The sequence below is a fragment of the Mesorhizobium sp. C372A genome, from assembly GCF_030323245.1.
Taxonomy (GTDB): domain Bacteria; phylum Pseudomonadota; class Alphaproteobacteria; order Rhizobiales; family Rhizobiaceae; genus Mesorhizobium.
The window spans coordinates 1,768,025-1,784,737 of record NZ_CP100475.1; the positions used below are offsets into that span (position 1 = coordinate 1,768,025).

At 62.9% G+C, this 16,713-nt stretch carries 18 protein-coding genes and 1 pseudogene; 7 read left to right on the forward strand and 12 right to left on the reverse strand.

Annotated features, from left to right (window positions below; genetic code table 11):
• Positions 1-113 precede the first annotated feature (113 nt).
• Both NLY42_RS08260 and NLY42_RS08265 read right to left on the reverse strand, forming a co-directional pair.
• On the reverse strand, positions 114-713 hold the full coding sequence (locus tag NLY42_RS08260) for a DUF1236 domain-containing protein (protein WP_023683834.1): 600 nt from the start codon (positions 711-713) through the stop codon (positions 114-116).
• Between the two features lie 62 nt (positions 714-775).
• A complete protein-coding gene (locus NLY42_RS08265) occupies positions 776-1,873 on the reverse strand; it encodes a zinc-binding metallopeptidase family protein (RefSeq protein ID WP_023730269.1) in 1,098 nt (365 codons plus the stop codon).
• Positions 1,874-2,167: 294 nt separating this feature from the next.
• Here NLY42_RS08265 and NLY42_RS08270 point away from each other — a divergent pair, with 294 nt between their 5' ends.
• Positions 2,168-2,965 carry a lytic murein transglycosylase gene (locus NLY42_RS08270; RefSeq protein WP_023671711.1) on the forward strand — a complete coding sequence of 266 codons (798 nt, stop codon included), beginning with the start codon at positions 2,168-2,170 and terminating at the stop codon, positions 2,963-2,965.
• A 100-nt stretch (positions 2,966-3,065) separates the two neighbouring features.
• Here the strand turns inward: NLY42_RS08270 and NLY42_RS08275 are convergent, their stop codons facing one another.
• From NLY42_RS08275 to NLY42_RS08285, 3 genes are all read right to left on the reverse strand, one after another.
• Positions 3,066-3,344, reverse strand: a complete 279-nt coding sequence (locus NLY42_RS08275; protein ID WP_023824376.1) for a hypothetical protein — start codon at positions 3,342-3,344, stop codon at positions 3,066-3,068.
• A gap of 215 nt (positions 3,345-3,559) precedes the next feature.
• A complete protein-coding gene (locus tag NLY42_RS08280) occupies positions 3,560-3,982 on the reverse strand; it encodes a hypothetical protein (protein WP_023755652.1) in 423 nt (140 codons plus the stop codon).
• A 140-nt stretch (positions 3,983-4,122) separates the two neighbouring features.
• The gene (locus tag NLY42_RS08285; protein WP_023698861.1) at positions 4,123-5,355 is read right to left on the reverse strand and encodes an argininosuccinate synthase; all 1,233 of its coding nucleotides are present in this window, start codon (positions 5,353-5,355) and stop codon (positions 4,123-4,125) included.
• 188 nt (positions 5,356-5,543) lie between these two features.
• On the opposite strand from NLY42_RS08285, the gene NLY42_RS08290 reads away from it, so the two are divergent.
• Positions 5,544-6,185, forward strand: coding sequence for a LysE family translocator (locus NLY42_RS08290; RefSeq protein ID WP_023730267.1), 642 nt, complete (start codon positions 5,544-5,546; stop codon positions 6,183-6,185).
• Here NLY42_RS08290 and NLY42_RS08295 read toward each other — a convergent pair.
• From NLY42_RS08295 to NLY42_RS08315, 5 genes are all read right to left on the reverse strand, one after another.
• Complete coding sequence (locus tag NLY42_RS08295) at positions 6,157-6,624, reverse strand: hypothetical protein (RefSeq protein WP_023730266.1); 468 nt, start codon at positions 6,622-6,624, stop codon at positions 6,157-6,159. The genes NLY42_RS08290 and NLY42_RS08295 overlap by 29 nt on opposite strands.
• Positions 6,621-7,853: a dual-specificity RNA methyltransferase RlmN gene (rlmN, locus tag NLY42_RS08300; protein WP_023755651.1), complete on the reverse strand. Its 1,233-nt coding sequence runs from the start codon at positions 7,851-7,853 to the stop codon at positions 6,621-6,623. The genes NLY42_RS08295 and rlmN overlap by 4 nt, the downstream gene beginning before the upstream one ends.
• A gap of 110 nt (positions 7,854-7,963) precedes the next feature.
• Positions 7,964-8,467, reverse strand: coding sequence for an invasion associated locus B family protein (locus NLY42_RS08305; RefSeq protein WP_023755650.1), 504 nt, complete (start codon positions 8,465-8,467; stop codon positions 7,964-7,966).
• A gap of 314 nt (positions 8,468-8,781) precedes the next feature.
• Positions 8,782-9,144 (reverse strand): YkvA family protein, encoded by a 363-nt coding sequence (locus NLY42_RS08310; RefSeq protein WP_023738024.1) that lies wholly within the window; start codon positions 9,142-9,144, stop codon positions 8,782-8,784.
• Positions 9,145-9,263: 119 nt separating this feature from the next.
• Positions 9,264-9,560, reverse strand: coding sequence for a 4a-hydroxytetrahydrobiopterin dehydratase (locus tag NLY42_RS08315; RefSeq protein ID WP_023738023.1), 297 nt, complete (start codon positions 9,558-9,560; stop codon positions 9,264-9,266).
• A gap of 104 nt (positions 9,561-9,664) precedes the next feature.
• On the opposite strand from NLY42_RS08315, the pseudogene NLY42_RS08320 reads away from it, so the two are divergent.
• Positions 9,665-10,191: pseudogene (locus tag NLY42_RS08320) on the forward strand (low molecular weight protein-tyrosine-phosphatase).
• Here the strand turns inward: NLY42_RS08320 and thpR are convergent.
• Positions 10,095-10,691 carry an RNA 2',3'-cyclic phosphodiesterase gene (gene thpR, locus NLY42_RS08325; RefSeq protein WP_023755649.1) on the reverse strand — a complete coding sequence of 199 codons (597 nt, stop codon included), beginning with the start codon at positions 10,689-10,691 and terminating at the stop codon, positions 10,095-10,097. The pseudogene NLY42_RS08320 and the gene thpR sit on opposite strands and share 97 nt — an antisense overlap.
• Before the next feature lie 273 nt (positions 10,692-10,964).
• On the reverse strand, positions 10,965-11,627 hold the full coding sequence (locus NLY42_RS08330) for an arylesterase (RefSeq protein ID WP_023755648.1): 663 nt from the start codon (positions 11,625-11,627) through the stop codon (positions 10,965-10,967).
• Between the two features lie 86 nt (positions 11,628-11,713).
• Here NLY42_RS08330 and NLY42_RS08335 point away from each other — a divergent pair, with 86 nt between their 5' ends.
• The 4 genes from NLY42_RS08335 to NLY42_RS08350 all read left to right on the forward strand — a co-directional run bounded on the left by NLY42_RS08335 (position 11,714) and on the right by NLY42_RS08350 (position 16,643).
• Positions 11,714-12,415, forward strand: a complete 702-nt coding sequence (locus tag NLY42_RS08335; RefSeq protein ID WP_023715752.1) for an ABC transporter ATP-binding protein — start codon at positions 11,714-11,716, stop codon at positions 12,413-12,415.
• Positions 12,415-14,964, forward strand: a complete 2,550-nt coding sequence (locus NLY42_RS08340; protein WP_023755647.1) for an ABC transporter permease — start codon at positions 12,415-12,417, stop codon at positions 14,962-14,964. The genes NLY42_RS08335 and NLY42_RS08340 overlap by 1 nt, the downstream gene beginning before the upstream one ends.
• Before the next feature lie 239 nt (positions 14,965-15,203).
• Positions 15,204-15,944, forward strand: a complete 741-nt coding sequence (locus NLY42_RS08345) for a Bax inhibitor-1/YccA family protein (protein WP_023671726.1) — start codon at positions 15,204-15,206, stop codon at positions 15,942-15,944.
• A 117-nt stretch (positions 15,945-16,061) separates the two neighbouring features.
• Positions 16,062-16,643 carry a GNAT family N-acetyltransferase gene (locus tag NLY42_RS08350; protein WP_023698867.1) on the forward strand — a complete coding sequence of 194 codons (582 nt, stop codon included), beginning with the start codon at positions 16,062-16,064 and terminating at the stop codon, positions 16,641-16,643.
• The last annotated feature ends 70 nt before the right edge of the window (positions 16,644-16,713 follow it).

Below are 16,713 nucleotides of genomic sequence, written 5' to 3' on the forward strand. Positions count from 1 at the left end.
ATCTAGGGGATCGTCGGCTCTCGCGCAATTGCTGCTGTTCAGCGACCCTTTTGCCGCCCTCAGCCTCGGCAGGAGGGCGGCACGAGTTCACTTGTCATTCTTTCCAGGCAAAATCAGCGCACGACGTACATGATGCGCCGTGTCTGCGGGTCGACCAGCGCCTGCTGGCCATTCACATAGACGTAGCGGTAGCGGTAGTCGGGGATTTCGCGCAGTTCGACCGTGTCGGGCAAGGTGGCACCGGTCACCACCTCGCCCTCGAGATAGACAGGATCGAGCCGGTGCGTGCTGACATAGGTGCCGACTTCCGCCGGTGGCCTGTCGATGGCGTCGACGGGGCCGTCGTCGGACAGAATCGCACCGGTATAGGTATCGGGATAATCATCCTGCGGCGGTGTAACCACGGTGATGGCGGCGTCGGCGGGGCGGCGTGTCAGAACGACCCGGTTGCCGCCGAAATCGGCCGTGACATAGTCGGAATAGACCCAGCCTTGGCCTCCGGCTTCGGCAATGGTGCACCATTTGCTGTTTTCGATGCAGCCATTGAGCGTCGCCGACTGGCCGGCGGCGAGCACGCCGATCACAGGATATTGCGGGCCGGGGCCGGCGCGCACATTAAGATCGGTGACGGCCGAGACGGCGGTATCGGCGAGTGCCGCACCCGACATCGCGACAAGCGCCCCGGCGACGGCCGGAAACAATATGCGTCTCATGGTTTCTCTCCCTTTCATGGTCCCTCGCGACACCAAACGAAACCAGAACGCATGCGTTCCGGCTAAAATACCGACGCCAGCTCACGATTTGTTCCGGTTTCTTTCGGCAAACCAGTCAAAAGCTCATGCACGAAGCTGAGTTTCTGCGCCGTCACGTCCGAAATGACGAAGGGATAAAGGTCGGGCAGGCCCATGCAGCGGTTGATCGAGTTGGAGGCTTCCGAGAGTACCAGCCAGCGGGCGAGAATCTTTTCGAACGGCTCGGGCACGGCGTCAGGTTCCGCGGGCGCCGCCTGCAACCGGCCGCCGGTGTCGCCTTGCGGCAGCACATTGGTCTCCATCGTCTCAAGCTGGCCGAGTGGAAAATTCAGCGCGTGCACCATCTCCAGCGTGTCGGTGATGTGGAGATGGTGCGCCCAGGTCTCGGCCCAGTCTTCCCATGGATGCGACGTCGCATAGGCGGAGATGTGGTTCTGCTGCCAGTCGGGCGCAGCGCCATTGGCGTAATAGGCTTTCAGCGCCTGCTCGTAGTCGGGGCGTTCGTCGCCGAACAGCGCCCGGAAGGCATCGAGCCGTTGCGGCTCGTCGCGGATCAGCCGGTCCCAGTAGTAATGGCCAAGCTCATGACGGAAATGACCGAGCAGCGTGCGGTAATTTTCGCCCATCTCGACGCGACGCCGCTCGCGCTCGGCCGAGTCCGCCTCGGCGACGTTGAGCGTGATCAGGCCGTTGTCGTGGCCGGTAAGGATGCGTTCGCCGCCGGGACCGCCGCCGATCGGATCGGCAATGAAGTCGAAGGCGAGGCCGATTTCGTCGCCGTGCTTGTGCTTGGGCGCGACCGGAAGGCCGAAGGCGAGCAGCGAATAGACGGCGCGCTTCTTGGCCGCCTCGACGCGAATCCAGCGGCGGCGGTTGCCGTCGACGGAGAGGTCGGGGATCAGCTGGTTCAGCACGCAGGCGCGGCAGTAGGTATGACCCGGTTCGGCCATCCAGTTGCAGGCGCATTCATCCGCATTGGTGCAGTGGAAGATGCCGTCGACGTCAGACAAGGCAAAGCGCGCATGCTCGGGATCGTAAAGCACGAGACTCCCGCAATTCAGGCACTGCGCATTCTCGAAGTAGAGGCGGTGGCCGCAATGCGGGCAGTCGAACAGTTTCATGTCGATCTCGATGTGTCAGGCGTTGGCGTATGGCGTCAGAGGAGGAATATGGTGCGGAGCGGCGCCTCGCCCAAACGCCCGCCACGGGCCGCCGTTCCATGCCCCCGTCACCTCTTTTTACCCGAGCAGCGAATTCGCCTGCCCGGCGCCCGGGCGTTTCGGCCACAATAAGCACTTGATCGTAAGCAAATTCCGCTGCATTGGCCAGCGTAGCGCCGGGGGTACGGTGACAATGGCGCGTTTCGCTGGCAAGTTCGCAACCGGGACGTGATTCAGGCAATCAGGAGAAAAAGCATGGCATTGCTTGCCAAGGGAAAGATTATTGCTGCCGCGGTGGTCGCGGTACTTGCGCTGGCGACGGGCGCGCAGGCGGCGGCCAGCTGCGGCAAGACCGGCGCGGGCTTCGAGGCGTGGAAGCAGGACTTTGCCGCGCAGGCCAGGTCCGAAGGTGTCGGCGGGAAGGGTCTGGCTGCTCTGGCCGGTGCCAGCTACGCGACAAAGACAATCTCCGTCGACCGCGCCATCCACAAGGCTTTCAGCGGTTCGGTGGACGCCTTCATGAAGCGCCGTGGCGGAGCTGCGATCATTTCCAGGGGCCGTGCGCTGAAGAAGTCGAATGCGGCGATGTTCGACAGGATCGAGAGCAATTACGGCGTGTCGCCGGGCGTGTTGCTGGCCATCTGGGGCATGGAAACCGGCTTCGGAGCCTCCCTGGGCAACCAGAACACGGTCTCCGCCATTCTGACGCTTGCCTATGATTGCCGTCGCCCGGGCTTCTTTTACCCGCATGCCATTGCGGCGCTGAAGCTGGTCGATCGCGGCGCGCTGAGCGCCTCGTCGGTCGGCGCTGCGCATGGCGAGATCGGCCATACGCAGTTCCTGCCCGGCAATGTCCTGAAGTATGGCGTCGGCAACGGAAATCTGCGCGACAAGGCGACGGCCTTGGCTTCGACGGCCAACTTTCTCAAGGCTCATGGCTGGCGGGCGGGTGCGAGCGCAAGTGCGAATATGGGGGCCATCGCCGGCTGGAATTCCGCCAGCGTCTACCAGCAGGCCATCGCCCAGATCGCCGACGCGATCGACGGCGGCTGATAGAAATATCCAGATCGAAGAACGGAAAGCCCGGCCATGCGCCGGGCTTTTCTGCAAGGACTGGAGCTTTTGGCGTTCAAACCGTTCAGCAGCCGAGCGGCTACCCGCCTTTTATGACCTTCCAGATGTCCGTGGACTGGTCGAACTGGAGGCGGTTTATGTCGGAGAAGGTCAGCCGGCCGCTCTTCATGGCATCGGCAAGGCGGCGGCACAGCAGTGGCGGCATGCGCTCCAGGGAAACGCCCATAAAAGCGGCGATCTCGTGTTTGGCCGATATATTCGATATGGCCACCTTGGTGATGCAGCGATCGAATGCCGCCTCGGGATCCTGTTTCACTTGCTCCTGCCCAGTCTGGCAACCGGCCAGCATGACGACCATTGCAGGCAGCGCCACAAACCACGGCTTCATTGTCAGCTGCCCCCATCGATTGTGAGGAGGCTAGATAAGGGCCCGAAAAGATCAAGCAGGAAAAGCACTGAGTTCTTTGCCGGCGCTCTATTTCTTTGTTTTTACGCAGTTACGGACGAAGTCGGGCATGCTCTTTCTCGAATTGCTCGATCGTTGGCGCAAATGCCGGCTGAGCGACTGGGCTCTCAATAATGTGCGTAGCCGCTCAACGGGCACTTCTCGGAAATAGGAACCTCGAAGGCGCCTTCAGTACCTTTGCAGCTCCGGAATTTGGAGTTGCGCAGCACCGGCGCGGCCCTGGCAGCCGCCTTTGACTTGCCCTTGATGACCAGCCATATCTCGGTCGGCAGGTCTAGCTGCACTCTGTTCAAATCGGAGTAGCTGATCCGCCCGCTGCGTACTCCTTCGGTGATGCGCTGGCAGAACAGGGCCGGCATGCGCTCCTGCGAGACGCCCATGAAAGAGGCGATTTCGTGCTTGAACGTGATGCTCCATAGATGGACGGCGGAGATGCACCCGTCCTGCTCGCGTTTTGCGGCCGCCTGCGAGGACTGGCATCCGGTAAAGACGATGGCCGCCGCAAGCATGAGAAAAATGGCGTTTTTCACGATCAGAATCCCTCCGTCCCGCGAAGGAATTTAGATGAGGCTTTTAAAAGGTCAAACGGAAACCATGTCAGCCAGCTTGGCCTCTTATATTAGAGGTACCAAATAAAAACCCTGCGTGACCGCCGGGTTTTCCTGGAACACTAGTTTGGTTCACCCTTGCGGCTCCTTGCCGCCAGCGTCCTCAGCCGCAGCGCATTGAGGCGGATGAAGCCGGCGGCGTCCTTCTGGTCGTAGGCGCCGCGGTCATCCTCGAAGGTGACCAGCGCGTCGGAATAGAGCGTCTTCTTGGATTTGCGGCCGGTGACCATGACATTGCCCTTGTAGAGTTTCAGGCGCACCGTGCCTTCGACGTCTTCCTGGCTCTTGTCGATCATCGCCTGGAGCATCAGCCGCTCGGGCGAGAACCAGAAGCCGTTGTAGATCAGCTCGGCGTAGCGCGGCATGAACTCGTCCTTGAGGTGGCCGGCGCCGCGGTCGAGCGTGATCGATTCGATGGCGCGGTGGGCGACGATCAGGATGGTGCCGCCGGGGGTCTCGTAGACGCCGCGCGATTTCATGCCGACGAAGCGGTTCTCGACCAGATCGAGCCGGCCGATGCCATTGTCGCGGCCAAGATCGTTAAGCGCCGTCAGCATGGCGGCCGGCGACAGCTTCTTGCCGTTCAGTGCAATCGGATCGCCCTTCAAAAATTCGATCTCGATCTCGGTGACCTTGTCCGGCGCCTCCATCGGCGAGACGGTGCGCTGATGGACGAATTCCGGCGGCTCGCTCCACGGGTCTTCCAGCACCTTGCCCTCGGAAGAGGAGTGCAGAAGGTTGGCGTCGACCGAGAACGGCGCCTCCCCCCGCTTGTCCTTGGCCACCGGGATCTGGTGCTGCTCGGCGAAGTTGATCAGGTCGGTGCGCGACTTGAACGACCAGTCGCGCCACGGCGCGATGACCTTGATGTCGGGATTCAGCGCATAGGCCGACAGCTCGAAACGCACCTGGTCGTTGCCCTTGCCGGTGGCGCCGTGCGCAATGGCATCGGCGCCGACCTCCTGGGCGATCTCGACCAGGTGCTTGGAAATCAACGGGCGGGCGATCGAGGTGCCGAGCAGGTAGGTGCCTTCATAGACGGCGTTGGCGCGAAACATCGGGAAGACGAAGTCGGCGACGAATTCCTCGCGGACATCGACGACGCGGATATCCTTGATGCCCATCATCTCGGCCTTCTTGCGCGCGGGCTCCAGCTCGCCGCCCTGGCCGAGATCGGCGGTGAAGGTGACGACTTCGGCGCCGAGCTCGGTCTGCAGCCATTTCAGGATGATGGAGGTGTCGAGACCGCCGGAATAGGCGAGCACGACCTTCTTGACGTCTTTTGTCTTGGGCATTGCTGGGGACATTTTGGCGGTTCCGCGCGATGAGTTTCGCGGGCGAGGTATCACGGCATTTCCGGCCAGCGCAAGGGATGAACGGCTCCGGCTGCCGCAGCCACTGGACCAGATGCCACGCCAGCCAGTTGCTGGCGTGAGCGGGGAGGCTGCGTTATAGACCGACGATCATTCGCCAGGGGCCACCGATGTCCTTCATTCCCGACACCACAACGCTGATCCAGTTCGCCATCGCCACCATGATCCTGGCGATCACGCCAGGACCGGATATGACGCTGTTCGTCTCGCGCACACTGAGCCAGGGCCGCGCCGCCGGCTTTGCCTCGCTGGCGGGTGCTCTGTTCGGCACGCTGATCCATACAACTTTGGTGGCGGTCGGCATCTCGGCGCTGATCGTCGCCTCGCCGATGGCCTTCCTGGTGCTGAAAATCTTCGGCGCCGCCTATCTGGTGTTCCTGGCCTGGCAGGCGATCACCAAGGGCTCGGCGTTTTCACCGCAGAAGAAGAATGGCCCACAGATTTCGCTGTTCCGCAGCTGGGCCGCCGGACTCGGCGTCAACCTGCTCAACCCGAAGATCATCCTGTTCTTCATGACGTTTCTGCCGCAGTTCGTCTCGGCTCACGATCCGAACGCGCCGGGAAAACTGTTCTTCCTCGGCCTCATGTTCATCGTGCTGTCGATCCCGGTGACGGCGCCGATGGTTTTTGCCGCGGAAAGGTTTTCGGCGGCGATGAAGGCCAGCCCGCGGGTGACGCGGGTGGTAGACTATCTCTTTGCCGGTGTGTTTTCGGCCTTCGCGCTCAAGATCCTGACCGCTCAGGCGAAGTAGCGGCCTGCCACCAGCTTCCGGCCCAGCGGCCGGCGCTTAGCCAGTAGAAGATGCCGCCGACCATGCCGCAGCCGATCACCGCGGCGATGGCGTGCGGTTTCGTGACGTCGAAATCCACGTTCTGATGAACGAAGCCGAGGAAGGCCGCGGCCACGACGCCGCCCGCGAGTGCATAGAACAGCCAGTCGCGGCGGCTGAGGACCTCGGAGATCAGGATTGCGACCACCGCCGGTATGAAAGCGAAATAGGCGACAAACAGCGCCACGAACGGAATCGAAAAATAGAGCGCCGTGGCCATCATCGGGTGCGCATCGTCCGGCTTATAACCGACGGAAGCCATGAACAGCACGTTGAGAAAGGCGCTCGCCGCCAATGAGGCGACGACATAGCCGAACAGGATGACAGCGAAACGGAGGATATAGGCGAAGAGGCGGCTCACGCCTCGCCATGCCCCGCAATCATCATGGCTTCCAGCGCCAGGCGGTCGACCTTGCGCATGCGTTCGGATTCGGATTTGAGCTGGCCGCAGGCGGCCAGGATGTCGCGGCCGCGCGGCGTGCGGATCGGCGAGGCATAGCCGGCATTGTTGATGTAGTCGGCGAATTTCTCGATCGTTTCCCAGTCCGAGCACTGGTAGTTGGTGCCCGGCCACGGGTTGAACGGGATCAGATTGATCTTGGCCGGAATGCCCTTCAGCAGCTTGATCAGCCCCTTGGCGTCCTCGATGGAATCGTTGACGTCCTTCAGCATCACATATTCGAAGGTGATGCGCCTGGCGTTGGACAGGCCCGGGTAGGCGCGGCAGGCCTCGATTAGTTCCTTCAGCGGATACTTCTTGTTGATCGGCACAAGCAGGTCGCGCAAATCGTCATTGGTGGCGTGCAGCGAGATCGCCAGCATGACGCCGATCTCCTCGCCGGCGCGGAAGATCTCGGGCACGACGCCGGAGGTCGACAGCGTGATGCGGCGCTTCGACAGCGAAAGCCCATCACCGTCGGAGGCGATCAGCAGCGCCTTCTTCACGGCTTCAAAATTGTAGAGCGGCTCGCCCATGCCCATCATGACGACGTTGGAAACTTTGCGGCCCTCGGCCGGGACGATGGCGCCGTCGGGTGTGTCGCGGTCGGGGAAGTCACCCAGCCGGTCGCGGGCGGTGAGCAATTGCGCCAGGATCTCTTCCGCCGTCAAATTGCGCACCAGCTTCTGTGTGCCGGTGTGGCAGAACGAACAGGTCAGCGTGCAGCCGACCTGCGAGGAGATGCAGAGCGTGCCGCGGCCTTCTTCGGGAATGTAGACGGTCTCGATCTCGACCGGACGGCCGGCACCGCGCGGCGGAAAGCGGAACAGCCACTTGCGCGTGCCGTCGGAGGAAATCTGCTCCTCGACGATTTCGGGCCGGGCGACGGTAAAATGCTTGTCGAGTTCGGCGCGCAGATCCTTGGAGATGTTGAACATGCCGGCAAAATCGGAGACGCCGCGCACATACATCCAGTGCCAGAGCTGCTGGGCGCGCATTTTCGCCTGGCGCTCGGGCACGATGCCGGCACTGACAAGGGCTTCACCGAGCTCGGCCCGGGTCAGGCCGATCAGCGACGGCTTCTCGGGCGTGGCGCGAGCGCGCAACGCGTCGCGTGCGCCCTCAGTGGTGAGATCGAAGGAAAGGGTCATATCAGCGCCAATATAAGCGAATTGCGGCCGATTTCATCCATCGTGCCGAAAAGAAGCGCGGCGCATAGCACAGGTTGCGGCGAGAGTCATGCGGCGGGAACCGCGCTAGCCTACTTGCACTTGGCGATCGACGTCAGCGCGGCCGAGATGCCTTTCAGCGAAAACACATAGGTCGTCGGATTGCCGCGGCCAGACTTCGCCGAGACCTTCATGTCGGTGCCGGTCTTCATGGCGGCGATCAGCACCGGCTCTTCGGCGGCGTTCTCGACCCAGGCCGACTTGCCGCGGGTGAACATCGAGAACGTCTTCTTGTCGATGGTGACGGTGGCCTTGGAGCCTTCCTGGAATGTGTAGCCGGCGATGAATTGCGGCTCGTAGGACACTTGCTGGCCCGGCCGCTGGCTGACGAAGAAGAACATGTCGCCGTGATCGAGCGTCGGCGGCTGCTTGTCGGTCGGCACGGTGAGCACATAGCAGACCTTGCCGCCCTGCGCCTGGTAGCTGTAGGTGCCCCAGGCATTGTGCTGGCCGATCTTGGTCGCCTGCTGCGCCAGCGCCGGCGCGGCAAAAGCCACCAGGACCAGGCTCGAGAATAGTGCAATCAATCCGCGCATCGCTTTTCCCGTATTCCAAATGGTGCGGGGCAGGCCGGCTTGGCGTCCTGCCCGTCGCTTCATTTTGATTTAATCTGGGTTACCAAACGGTGAATTTCCCTCGGAAAAGGACATTCACCCATGGAAACCACCGCCATTTCCGCGCCGCTTCTTGAAAAAACGGCTTTCGCAATGTCCCTGCGGCGACTTGGAGGCCACGAAAGCGGCAAGAGTTTGACTTTTCCAACGGCCGCAGCGGAACCCGAAGCCAAGCCGCTATCGTCCTGTTTGAGCGGAGGATTTCTTCTGAACCCAGTTGCCAACGCGACGCCGATTCAGCTCTTGTCGGCGATCGCCGCCTTGGCGGCCTTGCGGTGCGCAGGGGTGATATGGGCGCTTACCGTGGAGATCGCGGCGGTCAGCACGGCGATGTCGTCGGTGAAGCCGAGGCCGAAGACGAAATCGGGTATGACGTCGACCGGCAGCACGAAATAGCCAAGCGCTGCCAGCAATATGCCCTTGGCACGCAAAGGCGTCTTCCTGTCGAGCGCGCAATAATAGCCGGCGACGACCTCTTCCATGAACGGAATCTGCCGGGCGGCCTTCTTGGCCGTGCGCCAGAATTTGGCGCGCACTTCACTCTCGTCGCCGAGCTTGCTGCCGAAGCCGAAGAAATCAAAACCGGGCTGCTGCGCCATCAATCCTCTCCTTGCCGGCCGTCGCGCTACGCGTTGCGCGCGGCCGCCACGGAAAATGTGGTGAAAGTCCCGGTCCACTGCAAGAGGATGGCGCCGATTTGGCGTTGCCGCCCCAGCGTTCAGCCGCCAGCATACCCATTCATCTTCTTGGCCAGCGCGATGTCGAGCGCAGTGACACCACCGGCATCATGGGTGTTGAGCGTCACGTCGACAGTCTTGTAGACGTTCGACCAGTCGGGATGATGGTCCATCTTCTCGGCGGCCAGCGCGACGCGGGTCATGAAGGCGAAGGCTTCGGAAAAATTCTTGAAGTCGAAGCTGCGCTTGATGGAGGCGCCATCGGCTGCCTGCGACCAGCCGGCCAGTTCGGCCAGTGCGCCGGCGATGGCGTCCTTGCTGAGTTTCTCTCTCGTCATGATGATTTCCCGTGCTATCCCAGATATCGACCCTCACCATAATGCAAGTCGCCCAAAAGTCCTTTGCGTTTTGGGCTTCCAAATGCACGAACGGCGCATATCGAATGAGCGTAAAGCCGATAAATTCCATACTCTTCGTCTGCCTCGGCAACATCTGCCGCTCACCCCTGGCCGAAGGCGTGTTCGCGCCGTGCTGGCGGAACGCGGCCGCGACATGGTGCTGGACGACATCGTGCTGGACTCTGCGGCGACCGGCGGCTGGAACCTCGGCGAAGCGCCCGACCCGCGCTCGATCGCGATTGCGGCCCGCCACGGCCTCGACATATCAGGGCAGCGGGCACGCAAGGTCAGGCCGGGGGATTTTTCGCGCTTCGACCTGATCCTCGGCATGGATCGGCAAAATGTCCGCGACCTCAAGGCGTTGGCGCCGGCCGGTGCCCGCGAACGTATTCATCTCTTGGCAGAGTTTGCGCAGGGCAAAACCCGCGACGTGCCGGATCCCTATTATAACGGGGCCGAAGCGTTCGCTTCGGTCTACCGCATGATCCGCGAAGCGTCGGAGGCGCTGGCGACGAGATTGGTGGCGCGGGCGTCGACGCCGGAGAGCGGCCACGCCTCCTCGACAATGTAGGGACCGCCGCCGACCGAATCGCGCGACGACATCAGCACGAAGCGGCCGACGCGAAACGGCAGCGTCGAAAAATTGCCGCGCGCCGACAGGTACTGCGCGACGTCGAGCGGGCTCGAATTGCGCAAGCGTGCCAGCGTAACATGCGGGGTGAACTTGCGCGGGTCGGCGGGCAGGCCGAGCCGCTGGCAGATGCGGTCGATTTCGCTCTGCAGCGCCGAAAGGTCGGGCGAGGCGAAGACGCCGGCCCAGACGGCGTGCGGCTTCTTCTGGCCGAAAGCGCCAACTCCGGACAGGGTGAGCGAGAAGGATGGGCGGTGCACCCGGTCGAGCGCGTTGGCGATTTCGTCGGCGATATGGCCTTCGACGTCGCCGATGAAGCGCAGCGTCAGATGGTAGTTTTCGACATCGATCCAGCGGGCTCCGGGCAGGCCGCCCCTGAGCAGGGACAGCGAAAGAGCGGCGTCACGGGGTATTTCGAGGGCGGTGAAAAGACGCGGCATGGTGAGCCTCCCTTCCTCGAATCGAACTGTGCCCCTAGCGAATCATCGATAGTCAAACGGGGCAAGTGGTTTGTTGGTTGCAGGCATTTTTACGAACAGGCGCCTCCAAGCGATGAATAAGCACTATTGCCGTGCCGCCTCGGCGCTTGCATTACCCTGATGCTGCATATGCTCTTCAAGCGCAGCATGGATGACTCGGGTCATCGGCAGCCCGGTCTTTTGTTTCAAAGTTCGCGCGAGGCGAACGCCGCGTTATTCTCGTCAGGCCGGCGTTCAACCGCCACCCCCAACTGCCGCAATCGCCTTCTCCACGGCGGGCATGATGCGCTCGACCATCGCTGCGACGCCCTTCGGATTGGGATGCAGGCCATCCTCCAACTGCAGGCCGGACTGCCCGGCGACGCCATCGAGAAAAAACGGATAGAGCGGCACATCGTATTTCGCGGCCAGCTTTGGGTAGATCGCATCGAAGGCGTTCTGGTAGTCGGCGCCGAGATTGGGAGCGGCGCGCATGCCGGCCAAAAGCACCGCGATCTTGCGCGCTTTCAGCTTCGCCAGCATGTCGTCCAGGTTCTTTTCCGTAATGCTGGGCGAGACGCCGCGCAGCATGTCGTTGGCGCCGAGTTCGAGGATAACCAGCCTTGTCCCATCCGGCACCGACCAGTCAAGCCGCGCCAAGCCGCCGCTCGAGGTGTCGCCTGAAACGCCGGCGTTGGCGACGGTGACGTCATGGCCTTTGGCGCGCAGCGCAGCTTGCAATTTGTCGGTAAAGCCATCGCCAGGCCCGAGGCCGAAACCGGCCATCAGGCTGTCGCCGAAGCCGACGATGGTGAACGTCTCGGCGCGCACGGACGAAATGGCGCCGCAAAGGGTGACGAAAAGGACGAGCCCTGCGGCATTCAAGCGTTTGAAAGATATCTTGCGTTTGAAAGACATGTGGCAGGCCCCATATACCCGAGGAATTCTTCCGGCGACGGCTTCCGGCAAGCAGAGCCTTCATCCTGATATAGGACGCTTTAATTGTGACAGAAGCCGTCATCGCGCTGAAAGACATATCCCTGACCCTGGGCCAAGGGGCTTCGTCGGTGCATGTGCTGAAAGGCGTCAGCCTTGACGTGACGCGCGGCGAGGCGACCGGCATTGTCGGCCCTTCGGGTTCAGGCAAGTCGACCTTGCTGATGGTGCTGGCCGGGCTTGAGCGGGTCGATTCGGGGACGGTGCGGATCGCCGGCGAATTGCTGAACGGCAAAAGCGAGGATCAGATCGCCTCGTTTCGGGGCCGAAACATAGGCATCGTCTTTCAGTCCTTCCATCTCATTCCCAACATGACGGCGCTCGAAAATGTCGCGGTGCCGCTGGAACTGGCCGGCCATGCCGATCCGTTCGGCGTCGCCGCGCGGGAGTTGGCGGCCGTCGGCTTGAGCGATCGCGTCACCCACTATCCCGGCGAACTCTCCGGCGGCGAACAGCAGCGCGTGGCGATCGCCCGCGCGCTGGCGCCGTCGCCGCGCATTCTCATCGCCGACGAGCCGACCGGCAATCTCGACCAGGCGACGGGGCGTCAGGTCGCCGACCTTTTGTTCGCCAAAGCGGCCGAGCGCGGCATGACCTTGGTGCTGGTCACGCACGATCCGGCCCTTGCGGCGCGCTGCTCGCGACAGGTGTCGATGCGCTCGGGCCGCATCGAGGATGCGCCGGTAGCGCAGGTCAAGGTGCCGGCCTGATGCCACTGTCGCAGACGCTGAAGCTCGCGTTCCGCTTCTCGCTGCGCGAGATGCGCGGCGGGTTGTCGGGTTTCCTGATCTTCCTTGCCTGCATTGCGCTCGGCGTCGCTGCAATCGGCGGGGTCAATTCGGTGGCGCAGGCGATCACCGCAGGCGTTGCAGACCAAGGCCAGACGCTGCTTGGCGGCGACTTGCGCTTCCAGCTCAACCAGCGCGATGCGACGCCAGCCGAAAGCACCTTCCTCGACCGCCTCGGCACTGTGTCGCACAGCGCCAATATGCGCTCGATGGCGCGGCTGGATGACGGCTCCGACCAGGCGTTGGTCGAGGCCAAGGCTGTCGACGACGCCTATCCGCTCTATGGCGCGCTCGATACCGCGCCGCAGCTTGGCAGAAAGGATTTGTTCGACGAGAAATCAGGCGTCTTTGGCGCCGCCGCGCCCGACCTGTTGTTCGACCGGCTGAATGTGAAGATCGGTGACCGGCTGAAGGTCGGCAGCGCGACATTCGAATTGCGGGCCAGGCTGGTGAGCGAACCGGATGCGGTGTCGGACGGTTTCGGCTTCGCGCCGCGGCTGATGGTCTCGACCGCGGGGCTTGCCGCGTCCGGCCTGGTCCAGCCGGGCAGCCTGGTCGAGAATGCCTACAAGGTTCGGCTGCCGGCCGGCGCCAGCGAGGCCGATCTCAAGACCATCCAAGATCGGGCGGCGAGCGATTTCCCTGAAGCCGGCTGGTCGATCCGCACGCGTTCCAATGCGGCGCCGGCGCTGTCGGCCAACATCGAGCGCTTCTCGCAATTCCTGACGCTGGTCGGGCTGACGGCGCTGGTGGTCGGCGGCGTCGGCGTTGCCAATGCGGTGCGCGCCTATCTCGACGGCAAGCGCGGCGTCATCGCCACCTTCAAGAGCCTTGGCGCCTCGGGCGGCTTCGTCTTCACCGTCTATCTCGTGCAAATCCTGATGATCGCCGGCCTCGGCATCGCGCTTGGCCTCATCCTCGGCGCCGCCATGCCGTTTGCAGCCAGCGCTGCGCTCCAGTCGTTCATTCCGGTGCCGGCTAAAGGCGGCTTCTATCCCGGTGCGCTGGCTCTTGCCGCGCTGTTCGGGCTGCTGGTGACGCTTGCCTTCGCGCTGTTGCCGCTCGGCCGCGCCCGCGATGTGCCGGCGACCGCGCTGTTTCGCGAAATGGGTTTTGAGGGCCGCGGCTTTCCACGCCTGCCCTATCTTGCCACGGCGGTCGGCATCGCGCTCGCTTTGGCCGCTTTGGCCATCCTGTTTTCCGGCGACCGGCGCATCGCCACGGTCTTCGTCGGCGCGACGGTCTTTGCTTTTCTGGTGTTGCGCCTGGTCGGTGCGTTGGTGCAGTGGGTGGCGCGCAAAAGCCCGCATGCGCGCTCGGTCGCGCTTCGGCTCGCCATCGGCAACATCCACCGGCCCGGCGCGCTGACGCCGTCCGTCGTGCTGTCGCTGGGCCTCGGCCTAACGCTTTTGGTGACGCTGGCGCTGATCGACGGCAATCTCAGGCAGCAGATCTCCGGCAGCCTGCCGGAACGGGCGCCGAATTTCTTCTTCGTCGACATCCAGAATAGCGAGGTCGATGCCTTCTCGACATTGATCGGCAATGAGGCGCCGAAGGGAACGCTCATCAAGGTGCCGATGCTGCGCGGCCGGGTGATGGCGCTGAACGGCGTTAGTGTCGACAAGGCCAATGTGCCATCGGAAGGCGCCTGGGTGCTGCGCGGCGATCGCGGCCTGACCTACGACGCCAAACAACCGGCCAATGCGACATTGACCGAGGGCAGCTGGTGGCCGGAGAATTACAGCGGCGAACCGCTGGTTTCGTTCTCCAACGATGAAGGCAAGGCGCTCGGCCTGAAGCTTGGCGATGCCGTCACCGTCAATGTGCTCGGACGCAATGTGACGGCCAGGATCGCCAATTTCCGAGAGGTGCAATGGGAGACGATGGGCATCAACTTCGTCATGGTGTTCTCGCCCAACACTTTTGCAGGCGCGCCCCATGGCTGGCTGGCGACGCTGACCGAAAAGGATGCCACGGCAGCAGAGGATGCCCGCCTGCTCAACGCCGTCACCCGCGCCTTCCCGGCGGTGACGACAGTTCGGGTCAAGGACGCGCTCGACGTCGTCAACCGGCTGGTCGGCCAGCTCGGCACGGCGATCCGGGCCGCGGCCGGCGTGGCGATGATCGCTTCGGTGCTGGTGCTGGCCGGCGCGCTCGCCGCGGGAAATCGCGCCCGCATCCACGATGCCGTGGTGCTGAAGACGTTGGGCGCCACGAGGCGCACGCTGATCGCGGCGTTTTCGCTGGAATACATGCTGATCGGCCTGGCCACCGCGGTGTTTGCGTTGGCTGCCGGCGGCATCGCCGCCTGGTACATCGTTGCCCGCATCATGACGTTGCCGTCGCATTTCATGCCGGAGGTGGCAGTGGCGACCTTGGTGTTTGCGCTGGTGATCACGGTCGGCATCGGCCTTGCCGGCACCTGGCGGGTGCTCGGGCACAAGGCGGCGCCGGTGCTGCGCGACCTCTAGGCCCAAAACGGCAAGGTTGGCCGAATCTGCCGTTTCCGATTAAATCTTGGTAATGTGCAGTCATGGAAGCCCAAGAAAACCGGCTTCCGGAGATTCACCAAGCGTTGCAGCCCGTTACGGTCTTGTTCTTGACGTCAAGAACCATCATATTTCGCCACAGGCATGCTGGAGCCCCGCCAGCGGCGCCCAGGTCCGAAAGGGCCTGACACCGTACGGGGCAGAAGCAACAGAGGATTCCAATGGCTGAGCCCATTCGCAACTACCAGACTTCGGCCGTGCCGGGCGCGCGCGCCGACATCGACCAAGGCCTGCGCACTTACATGCTCAAGGTCTACAATTTGATGGGGCTTGGCCTCCTCATCACCGGCGTCGCCGCCTGGGGCGCTTTCCAGCTCGCCGTCACCGGCGACGGACAGCTGACCGCTTTCGGCACGCTGATCTATGCCAGCGCCTTCCGCTGGGTGGTCATCCTGGCTCCGCTCGCCGCCGTCTTCTTCCTGTCGTTCAGGATCCAGTCGATGAGCGTGGCCGCGGCGCAAACCACCTTCTGGGTCTATTCGGGCCTGGTCGGCCTGTCGCTGTCGACCATCTTCCTGGTCTACACCGGCGCCTCGATCACTCAGACCTTCTTTGCCACGGCGGCCGCCTTCGGCGCGCTGTCGCTCTACGGCTACACGACCAAGCGCGACCTTTCGGCGTTCGGCTCGTTCCTGGTCATGGGCGTGGTCGGCCTGGTGATCGCCATGCTGATCAACATCTTCCTGCAGTCGTCGGCGCTCGGCTTCGCCATCTCGGCGATCGGCGTGCTGATCTTCGCCGGGCTCACCGCCTATGACACGCAGACCATCAAGGAAATGTACTACGAAGGCGATCAGGCCGACGTTGCCGGCCGCAAGGCGATCATGGGCGCGTTGAGGCTATATCTCGACTTCATCAACCTGTTCATGTTCCTGCTGCAGTTCATGGGCGATCGCCGCTAGGCGGTCTTCCCATCAGGCAACTGGACCAGCTGATATCAAGAGGGCGGCCAACGGCCGCCCTTTTCTTTTGTGCCGGCCTTTGCTGTCATGGAGGCAGATGAATCGTCTGCATAAATCATGAGCACTATTTCCATCCGCGCGGCCTTGGAAGGCGACCTCGGCCGAATCACCGAGATCTACGGCGATGCCGTGACGCATGGCACCGCGAGCTATGAGCTCGAGCCGCCCAGCCGCACTGAGATGGGTGGGCGCTTCGACAGCCTGACGGCGGGGGGCTTTCCCTATCTGGTGGCGGAACGAGATGGCGCGCTGCTCGGCTACGCCTATGCCGGCGCGTTCCGGCCGCGCCCGGCCTACCGCTTCATCGTAGAGGATTCCGTCTATGTCGCGCCTGATGCGAAGGGCCAGGGCGTCGGGCTGCTGCTGATGCAGGCGCTGATTGAAGCCTGCCGTATGGCGGGCTTTCGCCAGATCGTCGCGGTGATCGGTGACGGCCATGCAGACAGCGCCTCGGTGCGGCTGCATGAAAAGCTCGGCTTTCGCCATTCCGGTCGCCTGGAAGGCTCCGGCTACAAGCATGGGCGCTGGCTTGACACGGTGTTCATGCAGCTGTCGCTGAATGGCGGCGCAACGGTTCCGCCCGATCCGCATTCGCTGCCGGAGCGGAAGTTTCGTGAGAGCCTGAGGAGCGGGAATTGAGGAGTTGAAGAACTGAAGAATTGAGGATTTGAATAGCAACAAACCCGGCGGTATTTCGACCGTTACATCC